The sequence below is a fragment of the Mangrovibacterium sp. genome (assembly GCF_041596335.1).
In the GTDB taxonomy this organism is placed as follows: domain Bacteria; phylum Bacteroidota; class Bacteroidia; order Bacteroidales; family Prolixibacteraceae; genus Mangrovibacterium.
On sequence record NZ_JBFHIT010000049.1, the window covers coordinates 1 to 26,940 of the forward strand.

The window sequence follows — 26,940 nt, forward strand, 5'->3', positions numbered from 1 at the left end:
AATCAGGATGGTGAAGTAGCTGAAAAAGAAAAGCTTTGAAAAAACGAGCATTTTTTTTTACTACAAGCGCAAAAAAGTACTTGCGGAGATCAGAAATAAAATATTATATTTGCACCCGAAAGAAAAATGGTGGTTGTAGCTCAGTTGGTTAGAGCGCCGGATTGTGGTTCCGGAGGTCGCCGGTTCGAACCCGGTCTTCCACCCAAAACAAAAAGGATGTCAGTAACGGCATCCTTTTTTGTTTTCCCGATTATAGCAGAATAAAAAGCCTATTTTTGCACCCGATCCTGAAATAGAAAAATGCAAAACACCAACCTCAAGTACTACGGAGCAGCAATATTAGCCATGTTCTTCTGGAGCTTCTCCTTTGTTTGGTTCAAAGTAGCTTACCGGGCTTACGATCCAATGACGGTCGTGTTGATTCGGCTTACACTGGCAACAATCATCATGTTTACTATTGCCAAAGCAATTGGCAAACTGCAACACATTCCAAAAGGCGACTGGAAATGGATGATCGCGCTATCATTTTTCGAGCCCTTCCTTTATTTTATGGGCGAAAGTTTTGGCTTGAAATACGTATCGCCAACCGTAGCGGCTGTCATTGTCGCAACAATACCATTGTTCACCCCCCTGGCAGCCTTCTATTTCCACAAAGAAAAAATGAGCTGGGCAAATTTTGCCGGTCTTAGCCTATCGTTTGCAGGCGTATCGCTGGTTGTGCTCGACAACTCATTCGGATTTTCAGCTTCTCCGATAGGTGTGGCACTCGAATTTCTGGCAGTTTTATCAACTATCGGCTATGCCATCATCCTAAAAAAGCTAACGCACAACTACAACGGATACACCATTATCAGTTATCAAAATCTGTTTGGTTCGTTCATGTTTTTGCCGTTCTGGGCCATATTCGAGGCACAGAAAGCCTTTCAAACACCCTTTCACGCTGAAGCGTTCGGAGCGATCGTCAAACTCGCCATCTTTGCCTCTATTCTGGGATTTATTTTTTTCACCTACAGTATTCGCAATTTAGGAATCAATAAATCAAACATGTTTATCAACGTTATGCCTGTTTTTGTCGTTATTTTCTCCTATTTCATTTTGGATGAAGAGATAAACGCTCAGAAAATTACCGGAATAATTGTTGTAATTGCCGGAATTTTTCTGGCTCAGCTAAAACGAAGAAAGCCGCGCAAAGCACCCAACACACAGATTCCAAAATTCGAGATCTAACAATTTCGTTGGGACAAAACCAAACGGACCTTTTGTTGTTGTTGTAGTCGTTTATGCATAAACTGAAGCAAATAAACTTATCGCTGCTGGTCTTTTGTCACCTGCTAATGTTTGCCTACCCACTGGCTAGCAAAACATTTCATGTGCACGAAGCAGAAACGGAGCACCATTGTTGCAGCAGTTGTGACAACAGCCCTGCAGTTGACCAGAAAGTTGCCGACTGTCCGATATGCGACTACGAACTACTCAATTTTATTTGCGAGCCGGAGTTTTTGTCATCGGTCTACCGCATTTCATATCCGGTTGTGGTTGTTTCACTCCCCGAAAATATTCACACCACACCAGCCCTCCGCCTTTCGCTCCGTGGGCCCCCAATATACTGATCACCAACAACTTTAGCATTAAAAACACACAGTCTTCTTTCAATCTAGACAGAAAAAGGTAGACTTATTCTTTTGTGTCAATACGCAAAGGAACAGTTTGAAATAGTTATTTGACAAACAAGAGTTGAGGAAGATACAAGCTATTGTGATGAGTGTCTGCCTGTCCGATTTTTTTTTTGGGCACAAAACACGCCATTCCATGAACAACCTCGACAAATCCGACATCAAACAAACATGAAAACACAGATAATCTCGATCATAAGTCTCGTACTTTTTACGATTCAAACGGCAATGGCCTTGCCTACCGAAACCAGCATTAAAACAGCGTTCAGCGGAAGAATAACCGATGCCGAAACCAACAAGCCACTTCCTGCCGCTACCATCTATTTCCCCGAAATTCGTGTGGGAGCACTCACCAACGACCAGGGCAATTTCGAAATCAAGAATCTTCCTGCATCAAAACTTACAATACAAATCAGTTTGATTGGCTACCAATCTATCACCAAATCAGTAGATCTGCGGCAAATGACAAGCATGGATTTTGCGCTAAGCGAATCGGTTACCGAAATCAGCGAAGTTGTCATCACCGGCCAGCCCGGACTAATTGAACAAAAGCGAACTCCTGCGCTAATTGTGGTCGTTCCACATACAGCTTTGCTACAAAGTTCGTCAACCAATATAATTGATGTATTGGCCAAACAGCCGGGCGTTTCGCAAATAACCACCGGAGCGGGAATTTCGAAACCGGTTATTCGTGGACTGAGCTACAACCGGGTGATTGTTATAAACAACGGCATCCGTCAGGAAGGGCAGCAGTGGGGCGACGAACATGGCGTGGAGATTGACGAATACGGCGTGAATCATGTCGAAATACTAAAAGGGCCGGCAAGTTTGGCATTCGGGTCGGACGCCATGGCAGGGGTAATTAATATGATTTCGGCCCCAACATTACCGATGGGAACGATCAATGGAAATGTGACCACCAACTTCCAAACCAACAACGGCTTAATTGGCTACTCGGCCAACCTGCGCGGAAACCAAAACGGGTTTATATGGGATGCTCGGCTGAGCGGAAAACGAGCACACGATTTCCAAAACGACATTGACGGATGGGTTGACAATTCAGCTTTTCGTGAAAACGCAGCAAGCACTCTGCTGGGACTGAACCGTGCGTGGGGATTTTCGCACTTAACGCTTAGCCTCTACAACCTAAAACCGGGTATTGTAGGTGGAGGACACGACCATGGTGACGAAGAAACAGATCACGATCAGGAAGAAGAACGTGATTCAAGATCGTACCAACCCGAAGCACCGTTTCAAGAAATCAATCACTACAAAGCTGTTTGGGATAATAAACTCTATCTGGGAGAAGGACGTTTAGATGCGTCGTTTGGCTTTCAGCAAAACAACCGAAAAGAGTTTGAATCAGCCAACGAATATGGATTATATTTCAAATTAAATACGCTGAGCTACGATTTAAAATACGCCCTTGCGACCAACAATAACTGGACCCTGACCTGCGGAATTGGTGGAATGTGGCAACAATCGAGAAATGAAGGCACCGAGTTTTTAGTGCCTGCCTACCAGCTTTTCGACCTTGGTATTTTTGCAATCGCGCACAAACAAATTGGCGCTTTCGATTTTAGTGGAGGACTGCGCTACGATCGTCGCCACACACACAGCGATGCCCTCTATCTAAATAGCGACGAGGAAGTAACAGCGGCAAATGATCCGGAGGCAACTGAACGCTTCTCTGATTTTGATCAATCGTTCGACGGAATTTCCGGAAGTCTGGGAGTAAGCTATCAAATCAGCGAAACGCTTTACACTAAATTGAATCTTTCGCGGGGATTCAGAGCGCCCAATATCGCCGAACTGGGCTCGAACGGAAACCATGAAGGCACGTTTCGTTACGAAATCGGGAACCCGGAACTGGACCCGGAAACCAGCTTTCAGATCGACTGGGGAATCGGGCTCGACACAAAACATGTTTCGGCAGAACTGAACCTGTATAACAGCCAGGTAGACAACTATATTTACAGTCACAAGATGTACAATACAGCCGGTACCGACTCGCTGATTGACGACATTTCTGTCTTTAAATATACCGGAGGCAAAGCCAACTTGTACGGAGGCGAACTTTTTATTGACATTCACCCGCACCCACTCGATTTCCTTCATTTTCAAAACACCTTATCGTATACACGCGGAACGCTCGCGAACCAACCCGACTCGTCGCGTAATTTACCAATGATACCTCCCATGCGCTGGCAATCGGAAATTAAGGTCGACATAAAAAAAGTAACCAACCGGTTACAAAATGCGTGGGTTAGCTTCGGAATTGATCACAACCGGAAACAAGATCACATCTTTTCAGCCTATGGTACTGAAACCGAAGCTCCGGCCTACACCCTGCTGAATGCCAGCTTCGGAACCGATTTCACAGCAAACGACCGAACACTTTTTTCGCTCTACATTAGTTGCAACAATTTAACCGACAAAGCCTACCAAAGCCACCTGAGCCGATTGAAATACACCGGACTCAACGAAGAAACCGGCCGTGAGGGCTACTTCAACATGGGTCGAAATTTTAGTTTTAAACTAATCATCCCGATTCTCTCCGGCTCGGGAAACTATCGGTAAAAAAGATCAATCAAGTAGCGATCGTAAACAGATACAACGACCATAGTTGTCAGCCCGAACTTATTTCTGGATCTTCCGTTCAAATTCGGAAGATCCGGAAACCAGTTCGGGCTGTCAGTTTTCAATTGATATTCGTACTTCCGTCCACTACTTTTCACTCTGCCATTTCGGTTAAAGCACTTATCTTTGCCAGCGAATCAGAAAATTATTCCTGTGGATAAAATCGATTACTATACACCTGCGCAACTAAAAGAATTAGTGCATCGCAACAGGCAACTGTTTTCGGCCTTGTTTGTGAAGCTAAAACGCAAAAAGCCCAAAAATTTGGATGCGGTGGTTCAGCAATTACACAACGAAGCTTTTGAACAGTTCGATTGTTTGGATTGCGCCAACTGCTGTTCGGGCATCAGCCCCATTGTAACCGACAAAGATGCAGATCGATTGGCGAAAGCACAGAAAATGAAACCCGTAGATTTCATCGCTCAATATTTATATACCGATGAAGACAACGATTTCGTTTTCCAGCAAACGCCCTGCCCTTTTTTGATGAGCGACAACTACTGCTGCGTGTACGAAAACCGGCCTCGTGCCTGTCGGGAATACCCACATACCGACCGTAACCGCTTCTACCAAATCCTCAACCTGACTCAAAAAAACGCTGAAATTTGTCCGATTGTCTTCGCCATTACTAAAGAACTTGCGAAACAAGATTGGTAAACGTCCGAAAGTTGAACCGACAACAATAGAATCACGAAACAACTGAAGCCCCGTTCCACATTCTTTTTGACATCCGGAATAAACAAATAACTTTGGACAGAAACAGAGACAACCGCATGAATCTCAGAAAATCACTTCTATTACCGATCCTTCTTTTTTCGATGCCTTTATGGGCACAGATTGGAGGGGAGTCGACCTACGAATTTCTGAATCTCACCAATTCGGCTCGCATGGCAGCATTGGGAGGCAACCAAATCGCTCTGAACGATTCGACCGATTTAAACATGGCCTATCATAATCCGGCACTATTAAATACAGAAATGACGGGCTCTGTGCTGATGAACTACGTAAATTACATTGCCGATGTGAATTACGGCTATGCAGCCTATGCCCTGAATACAAAAAAGATTGGCCCCATAAGTTTTGGCATTCACTACATCAACTACGGCGATTTTATTAAAGCCGACGAAACCGGACAAAAAGAAGGAACGTTTCAGGCTGCTGAGTACGCCCTGCTGGCAAGCTGGTCGAAACGAATTAAATCAGTCAGAGTAGGTGCTACCGTAAAACCCATCCTCTCTGCCTTCGAGTCCTATCAATCCGTTGGAATCGCCGTCGATTTGGGTGCGGCATACACAAGCACCGACGGACTGATGACACTAGGGCTCGTTGTCAGAAACATCGGGACACAAATCACCACTTACTACGAGAATGGTGATCGCGAAAGCACCCCAACCGATCTTCAACTTGGCTTTTCGCAACGACTCGCCCATGCTCCGTTCCGGATTTCGGCCACGCTACAACACCTGCAACGGTGGCAATTAGCTCAGGATGAAGAGGTCGACGATGGCTTCGAAACAACCATCGAAAAAGACAGTTTCACCAAAGCGTTTATGCGCCATGTCGTTTTAGGGGTTGAATTACTTCCAAGCGAGAACTTCAACGTTCGTGCCGGATACAACTTTCAACGTCGTCAGGAACTCATGTTCGAAGACAAGAAATCAACTGTTGGCTTTTCCTGGGGTTTTGGATTCAGAATCAAGCGATTCCGTTTTGATTACGGATCAACTCGCTATCATCTGTCCTCATCCAGCAACCATTTTTCAATCGCTTTTCAACTGAATAACAGTTTGAGATAGCGCAACGTTTCAACTCAAAAATCTAAAACCCACCGACTCAAATCTGATCACAGCAATACTAGCTGTGAATAATTTTCTACCTTCATTTCGACCTAAAAACAATATCTTTGCGCCCATGGAACAACCGAATCAAGCCAAAATTATCATCGCCATCGATGGCCACTCCTCCTGTGGAAAAAGTACAGTTGCCAAAGAGATTGCTAAAAAGCTCAACTATATTTACATCGACAGCGGAGCCATGTATCGGGCTGTCACCCTGTTTGCCTTACGCAATAAAATAGCGAAGAATGAACAAGTTGACGTAAAGGCCTTAGTCGCCTGTTTAGACGATATTACAATAGAATTCCGCTTCAATCCGGTAACGTCACGCAACGAAACCTACCTAAACGGTGACAATGTTGAAGAAGAAATCCGTCAATTGCCGGTTTCGCAACATGTAAGTCCGGTAGCAACCATTAGCGAAGTCCGCGAAAGAATGGTAGCGCTTCAACAGGAAATGGGCAAAAACAAGGGCATTGTAATGGATGGCCGCGACATTGGCACGGTTGTATTTCCACAAGCCGAACTAAAAATTTTCATGACTGCCCGACCTGAAGTGAGAGCACAACGCCGATACGACGAACTGACTGCCAAAGGCCAGCAAGTGAGTTTCGAGGAAATTTTAGCCAATGTAGTTGAACGCGACAGAATTGACTCCAGCCGTGAAGTTAGCCCGCTAAAACAAGCTGACGATGCGCTCATTCTGGACAATAGCGACATCAACCGCGAAGAGCAGCTGGACTGGGTACTTCAGCAAGTTCAGCAAACGACCAACGCCTAGTGCCCGAGTAGCGAATTTCGAATTTACCCTTTAGTAATTTGACCGATGAAAGTAGTGATTGACGATAAATCCGGATTTTGTTTTGGCGTGGTTGGCGCCATTCAAAAAGCAGAAGAATTGCTCCGCACCGGCGAAACAATTTATTGTTTGGGAGATATTGTCCACAACCAAACGGAAGTAGAACGACTTGAGCGCATGGGGCTAAAAACCATCAATCATGATGATTTCAGCAAACTTAAAAACTGCAAAGTATTGCTGCGGGCACACGGCGAGCCACCTTCAACCTACAGCTACGCACGTAAAAACAACATTGAACTGATTGATGGTACCTGCCCGGTGGTTCTGAAATTACAACAACGTGTTCGGAAAGGATTTGAAGATATTCAGGAACAAGAAGGACAACTTGTTTTATTGGGTAAAAAAGGACATGCTGAAATAAATGGATTGAACGGACAAACCGATAACCGAGCCATTATTGTTGAAAATGAAAATGATTTACCACAAATAGATCCCAACAAACCAGTGCTCGTGTTCTCTCAAACAACCAAATCACTTGAAGATTTCCACCTTCTCTCGGAGAAAATAAAGCAACAAAACCGGGGCGAAGTCACGATTAAAGATACCATTTGCCGACAAGTGGCTCACCGGGCTCCACATATGAAAGAGTTTGCCGCGCAACACGATGTCATTGTTTTTGTTAGTGGCAAAAAAAGTTCCAACGGGAAAGCACTATTCGAGACTTGTAAGAGTGTAAATCCAAACAGCTATTTCATCTCAAACAAAGACGAAATTCGCCTGGATTGGTTTATCAATTGCCAATCCATCGGTATCACCGGCGCCACATCAACACCAAAATGGCAACTACAATCGATTGCTGATAGCTTACTTGGTTAAGCCTACATTGAGCTTACGCAAAAACAAGGTTCTCCCAAGTACATCCACTCAAGGAACACATTCACGCAATCTGCTTATTTCTCCCAACGCATAAAAGCTCGGATCGTTTTTAAAGAATATCGATCATTGCTATGTCGTTTAGTTTGATTTATGGACAAAGCAAGCTAGCTATCAACACCTTGAGAATACAGCATAGATTTAAAACTGAACATATTCGCCCTCCTAATGTGGACTTTCTTTTGCTCTTCCTGCAATTTTCGAACAGCGGAAGTTATTAACAGTTCGCCCCCCGACTCCGCTTAACTGGATAAAATTTGCGAAGTTTGCAGCAGAATGACAGAACAACTCTTCGCCGACGTTATATTACCTCTTCCTCTGGGTGACCAGTTCACCTATCGGGTACCACCAGCTTTCCAAGTGAATATTAAGGTTGGGGTTCGGGTAATTGTGCAATTCGGCGCCCGTAAATTCTTCTCCGCACTTGTTTACAAAATCCATACGAACAGACCTGAAGGGTTCGACATCAAGGACATTGACGCAATTCTTGATCAGGAACCGGTTATCACTCCTGCTCAGGTTATTTTGTGGGAATGGATGGTCGGGTACTATTGTTGCACCCTGGGTGAAGTTTACAAAGCCGCTTTGCCGTCGGCTCTTAAGCTTGAAAGTCAAACCAAAGTGAGCTTTAACCCGAACTACAAAATGCCGGTTGACTTACCCGGAGAGGAAGAAGCGTTGTTGCTAATGCTTCAAGGGCACGGACACACCAACATTCAAAGCATAAACAAATTTCTGGGTAAAAAATCAGCACTTTCAACCCTGAAAATTCTATTGGAGAAGAATGCCGTTTTAATTGAAGAGAAACTCGAAGATTCGTTTTCCGCCAAAAAGCAACCATTCATTTTTCTTCATCCAAAACTTGCCAACGAAACAGCCATTTCGGAGGCATTGAATTCGCTTAAAAAAGCGAAGAAACAGCTCGAATTGCTGGAATTTTTCCTGGCAGAAACCATTTACCACACAGACAAAAAAGCGAATATTTCGAAAAAAGAGCTACTCGAACGAAGTGGCATTGGCGAAGGAAACCTGCGATCGTTGCTCGCAAAAGATTTCCTACACTTGCAGGAGATTGAAGTTGGTCGGTTGGACTTTAGCGGCGATGGTGAACAAATCATCTTCGACCTGAATGACGCCCAAAACAAAGCCCTGGCCCAACTAAAAGAACAAGCCCGAAGCGGCAAACCGGTTTTATTGCATGGCGTAACTTCGAGCGGAAAAACAGAAGTCTACATAAAACTGATTGAAGAGCAGCTTGCGCTGGGAAAACAGATTTTATACCTGGTGCCTGAGATTGGCCTTACGACCCAGTTGATAGCCCGACTAAAACGTGCATTTGGCGATAAAGCCGGTATTTATCATTCTCGTTTCAACGACTCGGAGCGCGTTGAAATCTGGTTCAACACACTACACGAGAAAGAGCAGTCGTTCCAGATTATTATTGGAGCCCGGTCGGCTGCCCTGTTGCCATTCCGCAACCTGGGCTTAATTATTGTTGACGAGGAACACGAGAACAGCTACAAACAATTCGACCCATCGCCACGTTACAACGCCCGCGATGTGGCCATTGTATTGGCACAGATCCATCGGGCTCAGGTTATCTTAGGAACAGCGACTCCCTCATTCGAAAGCTATTTCAATGTTAAAACACAGAAATATGCCTTAGTCGAACTCAATGAGCGCTATCAAAATATTCGCTTGCCCGAAATGCTCATTAGCGATGTTCGCGAAGCCACCCGGCGTAAACAGATGAAATCGCTGCTTACACCTCATTTATACGAGGCAGTTGAAACAGCTCTAAAGCAAGAAGAGCAGGTTATTCTGTTTCAAAACCGGCGGGGTTTTGCCCCTTATATTCAATGTGGCACCTGTGGCTGGATCCCGAAATGCAAGCATTGCGATGTGAGCCTCACCTATCACAAACATTTGTCGGCACTTATTTGCCACTACTGCGGACACACGCAATCGCTCTTTGGAAACTGCGACGAATGCCACTCGGACGACATTAAAACCAGAGGTTTCGGCACCGAAAAAATTGAAGAAGAATTGAGCATCCTTTTCCCAGAGGCCAGAATTGCCCGAATGGACATGGACAGTACCCGAGCGAAAAAAGCGTACGAACGGCTCATCTACCAATTCGAGAGCAAGCAGATTGATATTTTGGTTGGCACACAAATGGTTACCAAAGGACTCGATTTCGACCACGTCAGTGTCGTTGGTATCCTAAATGCCGATCAATTATTAAACTACCCCGACTTTCGCTCTTTTGAACGTTCTTACCAACTAATCACTCAGGTTAGCGGTCGGGCCGGCCGGAAAAACAAGCAAGGGAAAGTAATCATCCAAACCAGCCAGCCTTCGCACCCGGTACTACAAGAGGTAACCGAGCACAACTTCACGCAGTTATTCAATCGCCAGATGGCCGAACGTCAGCTGTTTAAATACCCGCCCTACTACCGACTGGTAAAAATTGTGCTCAAACACAAAAACAAAGACCGCTTAAATGTGGCAGCCAACCAAATGGCCACAAAACTGCGCAAGCTATTCGGATTTAACATCTTAGGACCTGAATACCCTCTGGTTGGCCGAATCCAAAGCTGGTACCAAAAAGAAATTTGGGTCAAACTCGAACGAGATCAGAAATTACCTCAATCGAAGAAAAAAATCATGGAGGAAATAAAAGCTTTAAAAGGCCAGCCGAACAACGGAAACCTACTCATTTATGCAGATGTTGACCCCATGTAAGACAAAATCAATCGGACGTTAATAAAATGTAAATCTGAAATAGGGATTCAAAAAATGTTATTTTTGCACCCACCGAAAAAGCCAGAAAACGCCAAATCTCCTCAGGAGAAGTCCGTCCGGCTCTTCCGGTTTCACACGATTAATTTTATAACTTAAGAAGCATTTTCGCATAAAATATTAACTTTGAAACTCTGCAAAAACAGAAAAATTACCTATGGGAAAAGTTATCGCTTTAGCAAATCAAAAAGGTGGTGTCGGAAAGACTACGACAGCCATTAATCTGGCTGCCAGCTTGGCTGTTTTGGAGAAAAAAGTATTAATCATTGACGCTGATCCACAAGCAAATGCTACATCCGGAATCGGGTTTGATGTGCGCAATGTAAAAACCAGTATTTACGAGTGTGTCGTCGAAGATCTTGACCCGCACAAAATCATTCTTCACTCCGAAATTAACGGGTTAGATTTGATTCCTTCGCACATCGATTTGGTTGGTGCCGAAATTGAAATGTTAAATTTGCCGAACCGGGAAAAAGTTCTGGCAACCGTTATCGCGCAAGTTCGCGATGAATACGATTTCATTTTAATCGACTGTTCGCCGTCGCTGGGGTTAATAACCGTAAATGCACTCACAGCCGCCGATTCAATCATAATCCCGGTTCAATGTGAGTACTTTGCATTGGAAGGCTTGGGAAAACTGCTGAATACGATCAAAATTATTCAAACCCGCCTGAATCCGGAACTGGAAATTGAAGGATTCCTGCTGACCATGTACGATTCCCGGCTCAATTTGGCCAACCAGGTTTTGGAAGAAGTGCGCACCCATTTTAGTGATATGGTTTTTGAAACGCTCATTAACCGGAACATCAAACTCAGCGAAGCACCCAGCTTCGGAATCCCGGCAGTTTTGTATGATGCCAGCTCGAAAGGTGCTGTGAGCTATATGGATCTTGCACGCGAAATATTGCAAAAGAACGATCTGACGAAGATCAAGAATTCGGAAAAAATAATTGAATAAAAAGAAGCTCAAAATACTATGGCAAAAAGAAGTGCATTGGGAAGAGGATTAGGCGCACTAATTGATGATGCTGACAAGCAAAATGATAGTCACTCATCCCCATCCATCAATGAAATTCCGATTGAAAACATTGAAGCGAACCCCTTTCAACCTCGGACAAAGTTCGACGAAACGGCTTTGCAGGAGTTGTCGGCCTCAATTAAGGAACTTGGTATCATTCAGCCCATCACGCTGCGGAAAGTAGCTGATGATAAATACCAGATTATTGCTGGTGAACGACGATTTCGGGCCTCAAAGCTGGCTGGACTGAAAACGGTTCCGGCCTATGTCCGTTTGGCCGAAGATGATGGCATGCTCGAAATGGCGCTTGTTGAAAACATTCAACGCGAAGACCTAGACGCGATTGAAGTAGCCCTGTCATACCAGCGACTGATTGAAGAATGCAAACTCACGCAGGAGGTTCTAAGCGACCGGGTTGGCAAAAAAAGATCAACGATTTCAAACTACCTTCGCTTGCTGAAGTTGCCCACTCTGATTCAAAAAGGAATCATAGACAAAACCATTTCGATGGGGCACGCACGGGCTCTGGTAAATATTCCGAATCCGGAAGATCAGCTATCAATCTATGAATTGATTATGGATGAAGATCTTTCGGTTCGAAAGGTGGAAGAAATTGTCCGCAACCTCGGTTCGCGTGCAACTGCACCTGTTGAACAACCGACCGAAGAAAAAAAAGAAAAACATCCGCAAGAATACGGTGAACTTAAAGAACACCTAAGTCAGTTTTTTAATTCGAAGGTCGACTTCACTCTCAACAATAAAGGGAAAGGTAAAATCGTTATCCCATTCGGATCGACAAAAGACTTGGAGCGAATTATGGGTATTCTCGACAAACTGGGCCGCTAAACGATTTCAAACTAGATACAATTGAGGCAGTTAAGAATATTCACACTTACAATCCTGTTGGCAATAACTGGATTTTCTTCCTTTGCACAGGCAGAGTTTGAAGCAGATACGGTAGGTGTTGCTAAAGCTCGGAATAACCATTCGCCTCGTAAGGCGACTATTTATTCGGCAGTATTGCCTGGCTTGGGACAGATTTACAACAAAAAATACTGGAAAGTTCCGCTAATTTACGGTGGGTTTATTGGTTTTGGGTACGCTATAAACTGGAACAACGATTATTACGTTTTATATAAGCAGGCTTATTCCGACATTGTTGACAGCGACCCAAATACAAATTCGTTTGAAGAATTAGATATTGAAGGTAATTGGGATTGGTCTGATGATGATAACGTCACTCAGTTTACAACCTTGTTGAATAGCGCGAAGAACTCGGCACGTCGAAACCGGGACTTCATGATCATATTATCAGCCGCATTCTACGCAATCAATATTATTGATGCGACCGTTGATGCGCACTTTTTCGACTTCGATATCGGGGACGACCTAACTTTAAACTGGTCGCCCGGGCCGATGTATTGCGCGGGAAAAACATTCCCGGGAGTTCATGTTCAATTTAGATTTTAAGAGGGAAGAATGAAGAAAACGATTGTATTAGTTCTATTGAGCACCATCTGCAGCCTATATATAAAGGCCGAGCGGACCGATAAAAACAGTTTAAAACAAGTCAAGCGCATTGAAATCCTCTCATTGGATACAATCAATGGCTATGAATCAGTGTTCGCCTATCCGGACGAGAATCTGAACGATTTATTTGGTGAACAAATGGATAGCCTTTACCATTCCTGGTACGTTCAAAACTCTTATGACACAGACTTCTTTCAGCGTGAAACTGAAGTTTCGGAATTGACTTCTCTACCGGACTCCGTTTATATTCAGAGATTACAAGCCATCGATTCGTTTGTTGATCTTTCCTACAACAAAACGGTGAAAAACTTCATCGATTTATATGCCCAACGAAAAGCACAACTCACGGAAGTGATCCTGGGTCTGTCGACCTACTACTTTCCAATGATTGAGGAAAAGCTGGATCAATATAACCTGCCAATGGAGTTGAAATACATGCCCATTATTGAATCGGCTTTAAACCCAATAGCGCGCTCACGAGCCAATGCTGTGGGACTGTGGCAATTCATGTATGGAACCGGGAAAATGTACAAACTGGATATCGGAACGTTTGTTGATGAACGTCGCGATCCGGAGAAAGCATCGGAGGCTGCAGCCAAGTACCTCAACGACCTCTACCAAATTTATAAAAACTGGCATTTAGTGATTGCCGCCTACAACTGTGGCCCCGGAAACGTGAATAAGGCGATCCGCCGGGCCGGAGGCGCCCGCGACTATTGGGCAATCTACTACTACCTGCCTCGCGAAACCCGTGGATATGTGCCCGCGTTTATCGCCGCGGCGTACGTCATGAATTATTATCAACAGCATAATCTTCAACCGCGGTTTCCCGATTTCCCAATCGTAACAGATACCATTCAGGTGAGAAACTACGTGCATTTAAATCAGATTTCGGAATCGCTGAATGTCCCGATGGAGGAATTGCAAAGCTTGAATCCTCAGTACCGGTTAAACATCATTCCGGCTAAGGCTGAAAAACCATATTCTTTACGCTTGCCGTTGGAAAAGATCGCTGAATTTATCGACATGGAAGAAGATGTTTATGCCCTTCGACGTGACGAATTCTTCCCGAATAATGAGGTGTTGGTTCCCAAAGAACGAGGAACATACGTTGCAGGTGCTGAAGTAAGTGGCAAAGACCGACTGGTATACACCGTTAAATCGGGTGACAATCTGGGGTATATCGCCAACCGGTTTCATGTCCGGATTAACGACCTTCGCTATTGGAATAATATTCAACGCAACCTGATTCGCGTAGGGCAAAAAATTGTCGTTTATGTCGCAGCCGGAACTGGCGAGAAATATGCGTCCGGATCGGATGTAAAACTATCTAGCCAAGCCAGCGGATCGGAACAAGTAAGTACCGACGGCAAATACGTTTATTACACTGTTCGCAGCGGCGACTCGTTGTGGTCTATTGCCCGGCGTTTTCCCGGAGTATCCAATCAGGATATTTTAAATCTGAACAACATGTCCAGCAGCAACATAAAACCTGGACAAAAGCTGAAAATTCAACCGAAAAGCTAAAAAGCTTATTGTTAAGCAATTCATTTGCATAGACCCAATTTTCGTACTACATTTAGCGAAGACGAAATTGTGTGTATGAAACCTGTTCGGGCTTTTCTATTCCTTTTAAGTGTTTTAAGCATTTTATTCCTGGTTTCTTTTTACCGTTCAAAAAGAAACCAGGAATATTTACATGCGCCAAATCCTCCAATACCCGAACAAACAAAACCTCGGGAGCTAGCAATACCCCTGGAGAATCTCTCCGGATTATCCGAATCTGACCACGACTCTCTTCCCCAGGAAGACACCGTCAGAAAATTTACTCCAGATACTGTTCTGCTAGCCGAAACCACAATTTTGCCGGAAGGCAATACCGATAGCCGGCTACTATTCGCTCCAAACGACACGATTGGCCTTCGCAACCTTGCCCTGCAACTTCAGACCGCCTCATTCAACAAGTCGCAGTTGCGCATATTTTACTACGGCGATTCACAAATTGAAGGAGACCAAATTACCTCCGCAATGCGCAAAAAATTGCAGGAACGATATGGAGGCAGAGGCCCTGGGTTAATTGTCCCCGATCAATTTTACAATCCGCCGCACCAGCTGATGATGACCCGATCTGACAACTGGCAATTCCCAACCTTAAAGGAAATGAGTGGTCAAAACAAGAGCATCCTTTTTCACAATGCGTTGGCAATCGACACCGCTGAAACAGCCTGGTTTCGCATCAACAGGCTTCGTTTTCTCGATCCTCAGGAAGATTACAACCAAATTCAAGTATTTTTTGAAAGTTCGGATAGTGTACTAATCGAGTGTTTTCAATCTGCAGAGCCGATTTATCGCGCACAGGTGATGACAGGAGACCGGACACAAAATATGAAACTAAAATTCGACCAAACTCCCGAAGACTTAAAAATCACTTACACTTGCAGAGACAGTCTTTGGGTTAGTGGATTATCGTTAGAAAGTGAGAGTGGCATTTTTGTTGACAACATCGCCCTGCGAGGCCTCTCCTATCCACCTTTCAGCAGTTCCGGAACGGCTAATCTGAAAGAGATGATTAACGAGTTACAACCGGCAATGTTTATCATCCACTTTGGTGTCAACGTGGTTCCCTATTTTTCAGAAAGCTACACTGCTTTCCGCCATCAATTTGCCCGACAAATTAAACGAATTCGTGAATTAAGCCCACAGGCACCAATCCTAATTATCGGTGTATCAGACATGTCGCACCGCGTTAACGGGAATATGGAATCCTACGCCAACATCCACCAAATTAAGCAAATCCAATATTCACTGGCGATGGAAAACGGTTGCCTTTTTTGGGATCTCGAAAGCTTCATGGGTGGACCGGGTAGTATGATCCGCTGGGTGGAATCGAATCCACCACTGGGTCGAAAAGATTACATCCATTTTGCAGCAGCAGGCGCAACCAAAATTGGAGAGGAATTAGCCAAATTACTAATTGAGCAATTCGATCCGCAACAGCAAACGGCATGGAAGAGCAATTAAGAAACATCTTCGGCCAGTTAATACACTACGATGCAAACAGGCCGCTGTTTTATACAGGCATGGCATTTTGGCTCGCATTTACAGCAATCGTCGCTTTTTATTCGCTGGTGTACCGAAAAAGTATCCTTCGCAACAGCTATCTTTTAATTGCCAGCTGGTACATCTATTATCAGATGAATGGCGCCTTCCTCTCACTTCTAGTTATCTCCTGCCTGCTCAACTTTACTTTTGGCCGTTTAATCGACCGCTATCGGAAAACCCGTTTTTGGCTCATCTTCGCTGTGAGCTTCAACTTGCTTTTGTTGATCTATTTTAAATACACCTATTTCATCACCGACAGCCTCAACTCAATATTCAACACAAACTACGCTGTACTCAACTGGCTGGGGTGGGTCCTAAACCAAATCGTTGATGGAGTGGCTGACATTCACAGTATTGTACTTCCCATCGGAATCTCTTTTTATACCTTCCAGGCCATTAGCTACCTGTCTGATGTCAGAAAAAGAAGCGTTGAAGTTGTTCGCAACCCGATTGATTTTAGTTTCTATCTGAGCTTCTTCCCGCAACTGGTTGCCGGACCAATTGTTCGGGCCGCTGCCTTCATTCCACAGCTCTATCAAAAATACCGGTTGAGCTCGGAGGAGCTGAGCCATGCTATTTTTCTCATTTTGAAAGGACTTTTTAAGAAAATGGTGATAGCTGATTTTCTAGCCCTAAACTTTGTTGACCGGATTTTCGAATCGCCTGGTTCATACTCGGGTCTGGAAAACCTACTCGGTGTTTATGGCTATTCGATACAGATTTATTGCGATTTTTCAGGCTACACGGATATTGCCATTGGCTTAGCTCTCATTTTGGGCTACAAAATCCCGGTCAATTTCAATGCCCCGTACCAGTCAACCAGCCTGACTGAGTTTTGGCATCGTTGGCACATTTCACTATCACTATGGCTGCGCGACTATTTGTACATCCCGTTGGGAGGTAACAGAAAAGGGAAGATCCGTACTCACTTGAATTTGATGATCACCATGTTACTCGGAGGCCTTTGGCACGGTGCTAGTTGGCGCTTCATTATATGGGGCGGGATTCACGGTGCAGTCCTGTCGCTGGAAAAACTTTTCACCAAGGTAAGCAGGAAGTCCCCAAGGAAAAACCGCATCATCAGTGGCTTTCAGATATTCTTTACCTTCCAGCTAGTCAGCTTGGCGTGGATATTTTTCAGAGCACCGAGTACCGAATCCATTTATCGGCTGTTTTATCAGATGGAACATCACTTCATTCCCCAACTAACCCACGACGGACTTAGTGCCTACTTGCCAACTTTGCTGGTATTATTGCTCGGTTTTGCATTGATCTGGTTTCCGTTCGATGCCAAAGAAAAAATTAGGGGGCTGTTTATTCGTCAGCATATCCTGGTGCAAGTGACTATCACTGTTCTATTGATTTTGTTGATTCAGGCTGTCTCCAGCTCTGAGATTCAACCATTTATTTATTTCCGCTTTTAATGCAACCGAATCGGAAAAAAATTATCAGGCGACATCCTCCCCGATGTAAGATAATTGCTAGATTTGACCCGAAATTCAGGTTGATCTAATCGATCGGTCACGGTTACTATTTTCACAGTCTAAATCTATTGTTGTATTTATTTCGATGTACCGGAAAGTTCAACGCGTGCAAAAAGTTCTAAAAGAAGCTGCTTTGCACACCGAAAAGTTTAGCAAGACATCAGGTATAGCTTGCGCGTCAAAATGTCACTTATGTTGTCTGAAGAAAGATATCAGTGCAAGTCCACTCGAGTTTCTGCCTTTGGCTTATCATCTGGTTAAAAATGGTCAGGCCGATGCTTTTTACGATCGTTTGGAGATTTTACCGAAAAACGAATTGTGCATCCTATTTTCAGCCATAGGAGACCATGCCGGGGGCTGCAGTCAGTACCCCGATCGAGGCCTTATTTGCAGACTGTTTGGCTATGCTGCCAACCGCGACAAGCAAGGGCAAAGCCGCTTGGTTACATGCAAAACGATCAAAGAATCGACTACGTTCTCAGAAATTAAGCCGGCTCAGATGAAAAAAGCGCCAATAATGAGTGAATACTACACCAAGTTGGCTGCCATTGATTTCAATCTGGCGAATGAGCAAATGCAAATAAACGACGCCATCAAACGTGCACTTGAGCTGGTGCTTACCTACTACATGTATCGAAGAAGCCGAAAACTCGCCTGATTTAAGTGAGCATTTTCAATTGAAGGGCACGGAATTCAATTTCAGAATTGTCGCATTCCATTGCAAGTGACAACCGATTAGCTGACTGCTGTTGCAAATTGAACGAATCCTTATAATTTATCCTTTCAACACGAGAAGGCTAAACGCAAAAAATCCTGCTCCAAAAAGCAGGATTTTTTAATATCGTAACCCGGTAAAGAATGATTACACGGAGCTTTTCGCCATTTTTTCCTTCAACAATCCGGGAATTTCGGAAGGTTCTTTCGCTACGGGAACGCCTGCTTTTGCAAACGATTTAATTTTTTCTTCGGCTGTTCCTGAACCACTTGAGATGATGGCTCCGGCATGTCCCATTCGTTTTCCAGGAGGAGCAGTCTGCCCCGCGATAAAGGCCACCACCGGTTTCGTGACATGCTTCGAGATGTATTCAGCAGCTTGCTCTTCAGCATCGCCACCAATCTCACCAATCAACACAATGGCCTCTGTTTCCGGATCCTTTTCATACATTTCCAATAGCTCGATATAGTATAAACCAGCAACCGGGTCGCCACCAATACCAACTACTGTGCTCTGCCCCATATTTTTTTGGGTCAACATATTTACAACCTCATAGGTCAACGTTCCACTTCTGGACATCAACCCAATGTTTCCCTTTTTGAAGATCATTCCCGGTAAAATACCCAGCAAAGCCTCGTCGGGCGTGATTAAGCCCGGACAGTTCGGTCCAATTAATTTTGTTCCGTTTTTCTTTAGAATTGGGGTAATGCGGATCATGTCCAAAATAGGAACTCCTTCAGAAATAGCAATCACCAGATCGACTCCTGCATAGGAAGCCTCCAAGACTGCATCGGCCGCAAATGGCGCGGGAACAAAAATAATTGAAGCATTTGCTCCAGTTGCCTGAACAGCCTCCTCTACGGTGTCGAAAACAGGAATACCATCGATAATAGTACCGCCCTTACCTGGCGAAGTCCCTGCAACAACTTGTGTCCCATACTCTTTCATCCGCCCGGCGTGAAATTGACCATCGCGTCCGGTGATTCCCTGAACCAACAGTCTTGTATTTTTATTAACGAGTATACTCATTTGAATTTCCTTTTTAAAGTTTGATGATTGATTGACTAGCTCTTGCTCAACTCGATGGCTTTCTTCGCTGCCTCGCTCATGGTACCTACTGTTGGCAAACCCGTTTGTTTCAAAAGCGCTAAGCCTTCTTCGGCATTGGTTCCGGACAAACGCACAACAATGGGGATTTTCGTTTTTATGACATCCAGCGCGGTAATTAAACCACGAGCTACATCGTCACAACGGGTAATTCCGCCGAAAATATTAATCATCACTGCTTCAACGTTTTTATCGGAGAGGAGAATATTCATGGCATCGACCACTTTTTGTGGGTTTGAGCTACCACCAATATCCAGAAAATTTGCCGGGTTTCCACCATACAGCTTAATCATATCCATCGTTGCCATCGCCAATCCGGCTCCATTCACCATACAACCGATGTTTCCATCCAGTTTAATGTACGAAAGGCCTTTTTCCTTGGCGTCAATTTCCTTTAGTTCATCCTCATCTGCTTCACGAATGGCCAGCAATTCGGGCTGACGGAACAGGGCATTGTCGTCAAAATTCATTTTACCGTCAATCGCCAGAACTTTTTTATCCGGGGTTAAAACCAACGGATTTATTTCGGCCAAGGTTGAATCAGTATCTAAATAGATTTGATACAACTTTTGAAAGATATCGGCGGCCTGACGAGCCTGTTTAACATCCTTAAATAATTTCATGGCAATGTTACGAGCCTGAAAATCCAACAATCCGGTTTGAGAATCGATGTTGAACTTATAGATCAACTCCGGATTTGTTTTTGCTACTTCTTCAATTTCAACTCCACCCTCGGCACTCACCATTAGTGTTACCGATTTGGAATTCCGATCACTAATTAGGCCAACGTAGTATTCCTTTTCAATATCGGCGGCATCGGCAATAATTATTTTCTCAACGGTACAGCCTTTGATATCCATTCCGAGGATTTGTTCCGCTGCCTTTACGGCATCGGCTTTTGTTTTTGCCAGTTTTACGCCACCGGCCTTACCTCTTCCGCCAACTAACACCTGCGCTTTAACGACCACCAGGTGATCAATATTTGCCATCGCTTGTTTTACTTCCTCAACCGAATGGCAAAGAACGTGATTCGGAACAGGAATGCCATATTTTTTGAAGATGTCTCTGGCTTGGTATTCATGTATCTTCATAGTTTTAAATAATTAATTAATCGGTTAGTATCTAAGTTTGCTAAATTTATCAATATACATCTGAAAAAATAAGAACAAAAAGATCGTTATTGCTCTATTTTAAAACATAAGAACAGTCAATTATGCGAATTGTTTGGACATTTTTTTTGAATTCTCTGATTTCGGGTTACGTCTGTATTTTCGGGTTCGGAAGCAGATAAAATCAACTGATTTTGGAGACTTGTTTTAGCTAAAATTTGAATTAGCTTTGTAGCAATTTCAATTCAAACAAAACCATGATCAACGAAATTATCAGACTAATTAAGCACGAAGCTGACGCGATTCAGAATATTCCGGTAAGTGATCAATATGAGAAAGCGATCCGGTTAATTGAAACACAGGTTCACCAGAAAAATGGGAAATTAGTTGCCAGCGGCATGGGAAAAGCCGGGCAAATAGCATTAAATATTGCAACAACATTCAGTTCGACCGGTACTCCCGCGGTATTTTTACATCCAAGCGATGCTCAGCATGGCGACCTGGGAGTCATTCAACCCAACGACGTCCTTTTATTGATTTCAAACTCGGGAAAAACGCGCGAAATCCTCGAACTAGTTGATCTGGCCGACAATCTTTATCCGAATCTGCCAATCATCGTGATCACAGGCAATCCAGAAGGAGAGCTGTGCAAAACGGCTGACGCGACACTCTTCACCGGAAATCCGGCTGAGGTTTGCACTCTTGGGCTCACTCCGAGCACTTCCACAACGACGATGACTGTCATTGGTGACATTCTGGTTGTTTTGATGATGAAGAAAATTGGCTTTTCAAACGCCGATTACGCGAAACGTCATCATGGCGGATATTTAGGCGACAAATCACGGCGCCAGGCACGCCAACAGGAATAGTAATAAACGCCAATGAATGGTGGCTGCAGCATGTTAAGCAAATTTAAAACCTGCAAGTCGGCTACCGTTTTTCAACCTAAGGCACCCTAAATACTGAAATAATAGGGTATTTTTGCCCGAAACAAAACAAACATCATGCGTATCACAAGAGAAAATACTGTTGGGTTAGTTATCGATATTCAGGAACGTCTGCTTCCGGCAATGGAAGATCAGGAAACCTTGTTACACAATTGTCAGATTCTGATCAATGGTCTTCAGGAATTAGGCTTGCCTCTTCTGGTGACACAACAATACAGTAAAGGACTAGGAGAAACCGTTGAGCCGATCCGAAGCATCATCAAAGATTTTAAAGCGATTGAAAAGAAAGACTTTAGTTGTTGTGACGAAACGCTTTTTGCATCGGAACTGGAAAAGACCAATGCAAAGAATGTGATAATTTGTGGCATCGAAAGTCATGTTTGTGTTTTACAAACAGCAATTGATTTGAAAGAAGCTGGCTTGAATCCGATCGTTGTCCTGGATTGTGTTTCATCACGTTCATACGACAATGTTGATTTGGCTGCTGAACGTTTTCGTTTCGAGGGCATTATGATGACTTCATACGAATCCATTCTATTCGAATTGACCCGTTCGGCCTCAGCCGCCGAGTTCAAAGCCATCTCCAAGTTGGTAAAATAGTTGTTCCCGATCATCACAAGTCGATCTGGATTTGTGCGAACCATATTATAAGTTGATTTGAAATAGTTAAACTATTCAAATCAACTTATTTTTTTATATTTATTGAATCACTAAATCCGTGGCACAAACAGATGAAATCGAAACAAAAGAAACTCCAATATAAAGACTTCAAACCTGCAATTTATGCGCTCGTATTTTTTGCGTTCCTGATGAGCATTTCTTTTTATTACAGTTCCTACAAGCGAGGGATATGGGAAAAAGACGTAAGAGGTGATTTATTAGAAGTTTTAATCGGCAAAAAATCGAAACTTGAAAAAGCACTTTCTTCCCGAATATACTACACCAAAGGAGTTGCCGCCTTTGTTTCTATTCACCCTGAAATTAGTAACGATGAGTTTTATGAGCTTGCCAGGCAACTGCAACGTAGCGACTCGATAATCTCGACCATGTCCTTATCAAAGGATGGAATTATAAATGCTATTTATCCGCTTGAAGGTCATGAAGCCGCCATTGGGTTGAACCTAATGGAACATCCTGAGCGTAGGGAGATTGTTGAAAAAACAATAAAAACCGGAAAAACATTCGTTGCAGGTCCGTTGATATTGGTAGAAGGAGGCATTGGATTTATCAGCTATACGCCCATTTTTAAAAAAGAGACACCGGGGGAAAATCATTTTTGGGGGATGACAGATATTGTCATCGACAAAAATCAGCTATTCGAAGAGGCAGGCCTAACCACTGCTGACAATAGATTTCAGTTCGCTCTAAAAGGCACTGACGGAACAGGAGAAAACGGCTCCACATTTTGGGGTTCCGAATCAATATTTGCCAACAACCCGGTTAAAATTAAAATTAACCTCCCGGATGGAAACTGGGTTTTGGCTGCAACCCCGCTAAATGGGTGGGCAAATCTTTTGGATCAGGACAAAACTCTTTATTTCGCGCTTCTACTCAGTTCATTGTTAATCAGCCTGCTTTTCTGGCTTCTTCTTAAAGCTCAGCTTAAAGTGAATGCCAATGAAAAAGAACTGAAAGCCATTCTAAATTCGATGCACACTTTGATTGTGGAGTACAGCGACCAGGGAGAGTACATTAAGATTCCGCCGACAAATAAAGCTTTACTTTTTAGAAACGAAACCGAACTAATCGGCAAAACAGTACAGGATGTTTTTGAGCCCGAATTGGCCGAAAAACTAATGATTGCGTTCCAGCAGTGCCTCGAAACACAAGAATTGGTAATCGTTGAATACCCGTTGGAAATACAGGGTACAGAACGGTGGTTTTCGGCCAGAATCTCCTATAAATCAACCGACAGGGTTATTCTAAACGCCTACGAAATTACGGAGCAAAAAAATATTGAATCGAATTTACGCGAGTCGGAACAACGTTTTAAGAGCCTGAATGGCGTTAAGGACAAATTCCTATCGATTTTAGCGCACGATTTGCGCGGCCCGGTGGGCAGTTTTAAGATGTTAACCAGCATAATGCTGAGCGAATTCGGGAAAGGTGATCCGGAAAAAACCAAACGCATGCTTTCGTCCATTCATCTGGCCAGCGCCAATCTATACGACTTGCTAGACAATTTGCTCAATTGGTCTCATGCGCAACGGGATTCAATTGTTATTTCGAAGACAAAAATTGAGCTGTTTCATTTGTGTGACGATGCGATTGATTCGCAAAAAGTTCATGCTGATCTCAAACACATTCAAATTATTAATGAAATACCGGAAGATCAGATTGTTTTCTGCGACCAATATGTAACTCTTACCATTTTGCGCAACCTGCTTTCGAATGCCATAAAATTTACGCCCAACAATGGTGTTGTGAAAATGAGTACCTCAAAAGTGGAAACCGGTGACAAATTATACGATAAAATATCTGTACAAGACTCCGGAGTAGGCATGTCTGAAGATCAACTAGAATCGATATTCAAACTGAAACTGAGCGAGTCGACCGTTGGAACCAACAACGAAAGCGGCAGCGGACTTGGACTAAGTCTATGCAAAGAGTTCATTGATAAACAAGGAGGCCGAATTGAGATTGACACGGTAAAAAGCGGAGGCACAACCGTATCCATCTATCTGCCAACAGAAATGAACGCTAAAGCGATCACTAACGCAGCAAAATTAATTTCTTCGACATAATTTCACCATTAATGATCGCGCGGAAATAATAGATTCCCGCTGGGTTGCCGCTTAAATTAAAATCGATTGTATTGTTGTCCGGACTAAATGACTCGAGACCCGAATAAATGAGTTGCCCTGTATGCGAGAAAACCGACAACTCAGCATCTCCGGCTTCCTCGCTGGCGATGGTTAAATGGTAGGTTCCCGACGATGGATTGGGGTACACTTCAATTGAATTAGTAAGTAACTCCAGCTTGATATCACCAGAATCCGCATCGTTGCCATCAAGCTGCAACCAATAGTTCGCTCCCGGAGTCACTTTCAAATCAACGATACTTGCTTCATTTGCACTTTTCAGTCCCTCGTCAGCGGCAGCAATCAACGAATACGAAGCATCGCTTCCGGTTAACAAATAATCAGAATTTGCTGCCCGGTAAACTGCGATCTGGGCATTGATCCCCTCGGCGCGGATTGAAATACGTCCGCTCGACGGGCCTTCAAAATAAAACCAGATTGAATTATCAAGCACTTCATCACTTTCGGGCGGACACCAGTTATTCTCTACCGAACAACCTTCGGTATCGGGGGCAGGCTCGTTTTGCTCGACAGTTGCACACTCATTGCTGAAAGTGCCGTTATTACCCAGTTTTAAAGGAAATGCCTGCGCAACATTGTCGTTATCCGGAATAACAACATGCAACAACACGCTATCGGAGGCACTGCAAACGCCATGCGAACCAGTTACCTTCACGTAGGTATCAAAAGATCCGTTGGTCTTCGCATCGGCAGTCAACGATAAAATAATGGAATCTCCGGATTGAGAAAAGGTGAAATTCTCTGACACAGTCAAATCAAATTCAAACTCGGGAGCTCCTTCTGCTACCAGAGCAAACTCATCTAGTTCCCAGCCACAAAGGGTCATTTCATCGGAAACTCCCAAAAACTGAACGGGAAGCTCGGTGTAAACGGATATCAAATCCTGTTGCAGACTCAGGTCATCACCGTTCTCATTTTCAACCAAAAGGCTAACGGTATAGGTTCCTTCCTGAGAAAACTGCACCTGTGGGTTCTGGGAAGACGACGTTGTACCATTAATAAAACTGAATGTATTAGGTGTAATTTCCCAATACCAACGATCAGGGTCATACTTCGACTCGTCATTTAATTGAATCGATTCACTTAAGCAAACGATTGAAACGTCAGGAGTAAATTCAGCAACCGGTTTGGTATATCCATCTAATCCGTCCAAAACTAAAATGCCGGTGTTATCCGGATCGAGCCAATGTTTTAGCTGTCTGGTGGTCTCGGATCGATAATTCCACGACAGCGAAAATTTTCCGAACAACGATGAATTATCGTCCCCTCCATGCAACTGTCCGATAATTCGTTTGTCCTGGTCGAATAACGGCCCACCGGAAGATCCACCTTCGTCAGTCCCATCGTCATAGCTCGCCTCCCAGTGAGTAAAAGCCTGGGAAACAGACCCATCGCTCCACGAAACAGAATAGCGAACACTCTCGGGCGAACTGTAATCCAGAGCAATACACTTTGTGCTCCCTTGCGGGTGATGAATACAAGTTCCATTCTGAGCGATATCTCCACTGGCATCCCACCCCGCAAAATAGGGCTCAAAATCCCTTGGTGGATATTCAGATAACTTAAGTAACGAAAAGTCGGAATAACTATTCCCGGCAACGAATGTTGCTCCGGAAACAGACTGAGTCATGCTCCCGTCGGAAGATTCACAAGTTGAATTCTCGAAATTAAAGTAAAATACACTACTCTGCGCTTCCGACTCCTGACTTACACAATGATTGGCAGTTAGGAAATAAGCGATTGCATCTTCCCTGACATTATTCACCAACCCACCCGTACAATAGTAACTGAAGTCTCCATCCCGAAATGTAAACATGGCAACGGCTTTTTTTTCATTTTGCCAGTCGTCTCCTTCCGGGCAATTTATCTGGATTCGTTCAGCAGCGACAGCAGCTAAATCCTGATAGGCTTTCACGACTCCTCCAATAACAACACCACCTTCAAAAACAGCCGACATCGGCTCGTTGTACTCAACAATCAGGCTACTTCCTTTAAAATCGGCTAAAGTTAACTGACCATCTTCTTTCATGTTATTGACCGTAAATCCGCCGCGAACGGTAACCTTATCGACAGAATAGACATATAGAGACGCTCCTTCCGGAATATCGAAGGTTTTGAACCAAATCCCCAAGGATTGTGCATCGGAGCATTTCAGCGCATATCGCCAGATTTTGTATTCCCCAAATTCGGAATAAACTCCGGCTGTTCGAATATCAACAGTCAACGAATCCAGAACACCGTAGCGATTTTCAACTCCTTCAGCCCTGTCTCGTGCAATTTGTTCGTCGGCATTTACAGCCTTCAATTCAGATTCGGGAATCAAGACCGCTGCTTTAAGATTTAGTTGAAAAGAAGCCGGCAAACTGTTGTCTGCAATTTGAGCAACACCGCGAATTGTCGTGGAAATCAAAAGCATACATCCGA

20 protein-coding genes and 1 tRNA gene are annotated in these 26,940 nt (G+C 43.9%); 18 read left to right on the plus strand and 3 right to left on the minus strand.

Annotation, left to right across the window (positions count from 1 at the left end; all coding sequences use genetic code 11):
• The first annotated feature begins 128 nt into the window (after window positions 1-128).
• The 15 genes from ABZD21_RS15165 (at window position 129) to ABZD21_RS15235 (ending at window position 18,474) form a co-directional block, all read left to right on the plus strand.
• Window positions 129-204, plus strand: a tRNA-His gene (locus tag ABZD21_RS15165).
• 96 nt (window positions 205-300) lie between these two features.
• Window positions 301-1,227: a DMT family transporter gene (locus ABZD21_RS15170; protein WP_372775918.1), complete on the plus strand. Its 927-nt coding sequence runs from the start codon at window positions 301-303 to the stop codon at window positions 1,225-1,227.
• 617 nt (window positions 1,228-1,844) lie between these two features.
• Window positions 1,845-4,253, plus strand: a complete 2,409-nt coding sequence (locus tag ABZD21_RS15175) for a TonB-dependent receptor (protein WP_372775919.1) — start codon at window positions 1,845-1,847, stop codon at window positions 4,251-4,253.
• Window positions 4,254-4,466: 213 nt separating this feature from the next.
• On the plus strand, window positions 4,467-4,970 hold the full coding sequence (locus tag ABZD21_RS15180) for a YkgJ family cysteine cluster protein (RefSeq protein WP_372775921.1): 504 nt from the start codon (window positions 4,467-4,469) through the stop codon (window positions 4,968-4,970).
• A 116-nt stretch (window positions 4,971-5,086) separates the two neighbouring features.
• A complete protein-coding gene (porQ, locus tag ABZD21_RS15185; RefSeq protein WP_372775922.1) occupies window positions 5,087-6,109 on the plus strand; it encodes a type IX secretion system protein PorQ in 1,023 nt (340 codons plus the stop codon).
• A 115-nt stretch (window positions 6,110-6,224) separates the two neighbouring features.
• The gene (cmk, locus tag ABZD21_RS15190) at window positions 6,225-6,929 is read left to right on the plus strand and encodes a (d)CMP kinase (protein ID WP_372775923.1); all 705 of its coding nucleotides are present in this window, start codon (window positions 6,225-6,227) and stop codon (window positions 6,927-6,929) included.
• A gap of 45 nt (window positions 6,930-6,974) precedes the next feature.
• A complete protein-coding gene (locus tag ABZD21_RS15195) occupies window positions 6,975-7,823 on the plus strand; it encodes a 4-hydroxy-3-methylbut-2-enyl diphosphate reductase (RefSeq protein ID WP_372775924.1) in 849 nt (282 codons plus the stop codon).
• 333 nt (window positions 7,824-8,156) lie between these two features.
• Window positions 8,157-10,625 carry a primosomal protein N' gene (gene priA, locus ABZD21_RS15200; RefSeq protein WP_372775925.1) on the plus strand — a complete coding sequence of 823 codons (2,469 nt, stop codon included), beginning with the start codon at window positions 8,157-8,159 and terminating at the stop codon, window positions 10,623-10,625.
• Between the two features lie 214 nt (window positions 10,626-10,839).
• Window positions 10,840-11,640 (plus strand): ParA family protein, encoded by an 801-nt coding sequence (locus ABZD21_RS15205; RefSeq protein WP_372775926.1) that lies wholly within the window; start codon window positions 10,840-10,842, stop codon window positions 11,638-11,640.
• A gap of 18 nt (window positions 11,641-11,658) precedes the next feature.
• Window positions 11,659-12,546, plus strand: coding sequence for a ParB/RepB/Spo0J family partition protein (locus ABZD21_RS15210; RefSeq protein WP_372775927.1), 888 nt, complete (start codon window positions 11,659-11,661; stop codon window positions 12,544-12,546).
• Between the two features lie 21 nt (window positions 12,547-12,567).
• Window positions 12,568-13,170: a DUF5683 domain-containing protein gene (locus tag ABZD21_RS15215; RefSeq protein ID WP_372775928.1), complete on the plus strand. Its 603-nt coding sequence runs from the start codon at window positions 12,568-12,570 to the stop codon at window positions 13,168-13,170.
• Window positions 13,171-13,179: 9 nt separating this feature from the next.
• A complete protein-coding gene (locus ABZD21_RS15220; protein ID WP_372775929.1) occupies window positions 13,180-14,757 on the plus strand; it encodes a LysM peptidoglycan-binding domain-containing protein in 1,578 nt (525 codons plus the stop codon).
• Between the two features lie 75 nt (window positions 14,758-14,832).
• The gene (locus tag ABZD21_RS15225) at window positions 14,833-16,251 is read left to right on the plus strand and encodes a hypothetical protein (protein WP_372775930.1); all 1,419 of its coding nucleotides are present in this window, start codon (window positions 14,833-14,835) and stop codon (window positions 16,249-16,251) included.
• Window positions 16,236-17,756 carry an MBOAT family protein gene (locus tag ABZD21_RS15230; protein ID WP_372775931.1) on the plus strand — a complete coding sequence of 507 codons (1,521 nt, stop codon included), beginning with the start codon at window positions 16,236-16,238 and terminating at the stop codon, window positions 17,754-17,756. Before ABZD21_RS15225 ends, ABZD21_RS15230 begins: the two co-directional genes overlap by 16 nt.
• Window positions 17,757-17,922: 166 nt before the next feature.
• Window positions 17,923-18,474 carry a YkgJ family cysteine cluster protein gene (locus ABZD21_RS15235; RefSeq protein ID WP_372775932.1) on the plus strand — a complete coding sequence of 184 codons (552 nt, stop codon included), beginning with the start codon at window positions 17,923-17,925 and terminating at the stop codon, window positions 18,472-18,474.
• 204 nt (window positions 18,475-18,678) lie between these two features.
• On the opposite strand, the gene sucD is transcribed toward ABZD21_RS15235, so the two are convergent.
• Window positions 18,679-19,560, minus strand: a complete 882-nt coding sequence (gene sucD, locus ABZD21_RS15240; protein ID WP_372775934.1) for a succinate--CoA ligase subunit alpha — start codon at window positions 19,558-19,560, stop codon at window positions 18,679-18,681.
• A gap of 35 nt (window positions 19,561-19,595) precedes the next feature.
• Window positions 19,596-20,729: an ADP-forming succinate--CoA ligase subunit beta gene (gene sucC / locus ABZD21_RS15245; RefSeq protein WP_372775935.1), complete on the minus strand. Its 1,134-nt coding sequence runs from the start codon at window positions 20,727-20,729 to the stop codon at window positions 19,596-19,598.
• A 275-nt stretch (window positions 20,730-21,004) separates the two neighbouring features.
• Between sucC and ABZD21_RS15250 the strand changes: the two genes are divergently transcribed.
• The 3 genes from ABZD21_RS15250 (at window position 21,005) to ABZD21_RS15260 (ending at window position 24,438) form a co-directional block, all read left to right on the plus strand.
• Complete coding sequence (locus ABZD21_RS15250) at window positions 21,005-21,616, plus strand: SIS domain-containing protein (RefSeq protein ID WP_372775936.1); 612 nt, start codon at window positions 21,005-21,007, stop codon at window positions 21,614-21,616.
• 135 nt (window positions 21,617-21,751) lie between these two features.
• Window positions 21,752-22,294, plus strand: a complete 543-nt coding sequence (locus ABZD21_RS15255) for an isochorismatase family protein (RefSeq protein WP_372775937.1) — start codon at window positions 21,752-21,754, stop codon at window positions 22,292-22,294.
• 131 nt (window positions 22,295-22,425) lie between these two features.
• Window positions 22,426-24,438, plus strand: a complete 2,013-nt coding sequence (locus ABZD21_RS15260) for an ATP-binding protein (protein WP_372775939.1) — start codon at window positions 22,426-22,428, stop codon at window positions 24,436-24,438.
• On the opposite strand, the gene ABZD21_RS15265 is transcribed toward ABZD21_RS15260, so the two are convergent.
• Window positions 24,407-26,932, minus strand: coding sequence for a trypsin-like peptidase domain-containing protein (locus ABZD21_RS15265; protein WP_372775940.1), 2,526 nt, complete (start codon window positions 26,930-26,932; stop codon window positions 24,407-24,409). The two genes, ABZD21_RS15260 and ABZD21_RS15265, sit on opposite strands and share 32 nt — an antisense overlap.
• Between the last annotated feature and the right edge of the window lie 8 nt (window positions 26,933-26,940).

What these genes read in the sequence shown, in the direction of transcription:
- ABZD21_RS15260 (WP_372775939.1), top strand. Translation starts at nt 22,426, where the DNA reads ATGAAATCGAAACAAAAGAAACTCCAATATAAAGACTTCAAACCTGCA.
- ABZD21_RS15225 (WP_372775930.1), top strand. Translation starts at nt 14,833, where the DNA reads ATGAAACCTGTTCGGGCTTTTCTATTCCTTTTAAGTGTTTTAAGCATT.
- sucC (WP_372775935.1), bottom strand. Translation starts at nt 20,729, where the DNA reads ATGAAGATACATGAATACCAAGCCAGAGACATCTTCAAAAAATATGGC.
- ABZD21_RS15250 (WP_372775936.1), top strand. Translation starts at nt 21,005, where the DNA reads ATGATCAACGAAATTATCAGACTAATTAAGCACGAAGCTGACGCGATT.
- porQ (WP_372775922.1), top strand. Translation starts at nt 5,087, where the DNA reads ATGAATCTCAGAAAATCACTTCTATTACCGATCCTTCTTTTTTCGATG.
- ABZD21_RS15170 (WP_372775918.1), top strand. Translation starts at nt 301, where the DNA reads ATGCAAAACACCAACCTCAAGTACTACGGAGCAGCAATATTAGCCATG.
- ABZD21_RS15210 (WP_372775927.1), top strand. Translation starts at nt 11,659, where the DNA reads ATGGCAAAAAGAAGTGCATTGGGAAGAGGATTAGGCGCACTAATTGAT.
- ABZD21_RS15220 (WP_372775929.1), top strand. Translation starts at nt 13,180, where the DNA reads ATGAAGAAAACGATTGTATTAGTTCTATTGAGCACCATCTGCAGCCTA.
- sucD (WP_372775934.1), bottom strand. Translation starts at nt 19,560, where the DNA reads ATGAGTATACTCGTTAATAAAAATACAAGACTGTTGGTTCAGGGAATC.
- priA (WP_372775925.1), top strand. Translation starts at nt 8,157, where the DNA reads ATGACAGAACAACTCTTCGCCGACGTTATATTACCTCTTCCTCTGGGT.
- ABZD21_RS15265 (WP_372775940.1), bottom strand. Translation starts at nt 26,932, where the DNA reads ATGCTTTTGATTTCCACGACAATTCGCGGTGTTGCTCAAATTGCAGAC.
- ABZD21_RS15230 (WP_372775931.1), top strand. Translation starts at nt 16,236, where the DNA reads ATGGAAGAGCAATTAAGAAACATCTTCGGCCAGTTAATACACTACGAT.
- ABZD21_RS15205 (WP_372775926.1), top strand. Translation starts at nt 10,840, where the DNA reads ATGGGAAAAGTTATCGCTTTAGCAAATCAAAAAGGTGGTGTCGGAAAG.
- ABZD21_RS15175 (WP_372775919.1), top strand. Translation starts at nt 1,845, where the DNA reads ATGAAAACACAGATAATCTCGATCATAAGTCTCGTACTTTTTACGATT.
- cmk (WP_372775923.1), top strand. Translation starts at nt 6,225, where the DNA reads ATGGAACAACCGAATCAAGCCAAAATTATCATCGCCATCGATGGCCAC.
- ABZD21_RS15255 (WP_372775937.1), top strand. Translation starts at nt 21,752, where the DNA reads ATGCGTATCACAAGAGAAAATACTGTTGGGTTAGTTATCGATATTCAG.
- ABZD21_RS15195 (WP_372775924.1), top strand. Translation starts at nt 6,975, where the DNA reads ATGAAAGTAGTGATTGACGATAAATCCGGATTTTGTTTTGGCGTGGTT.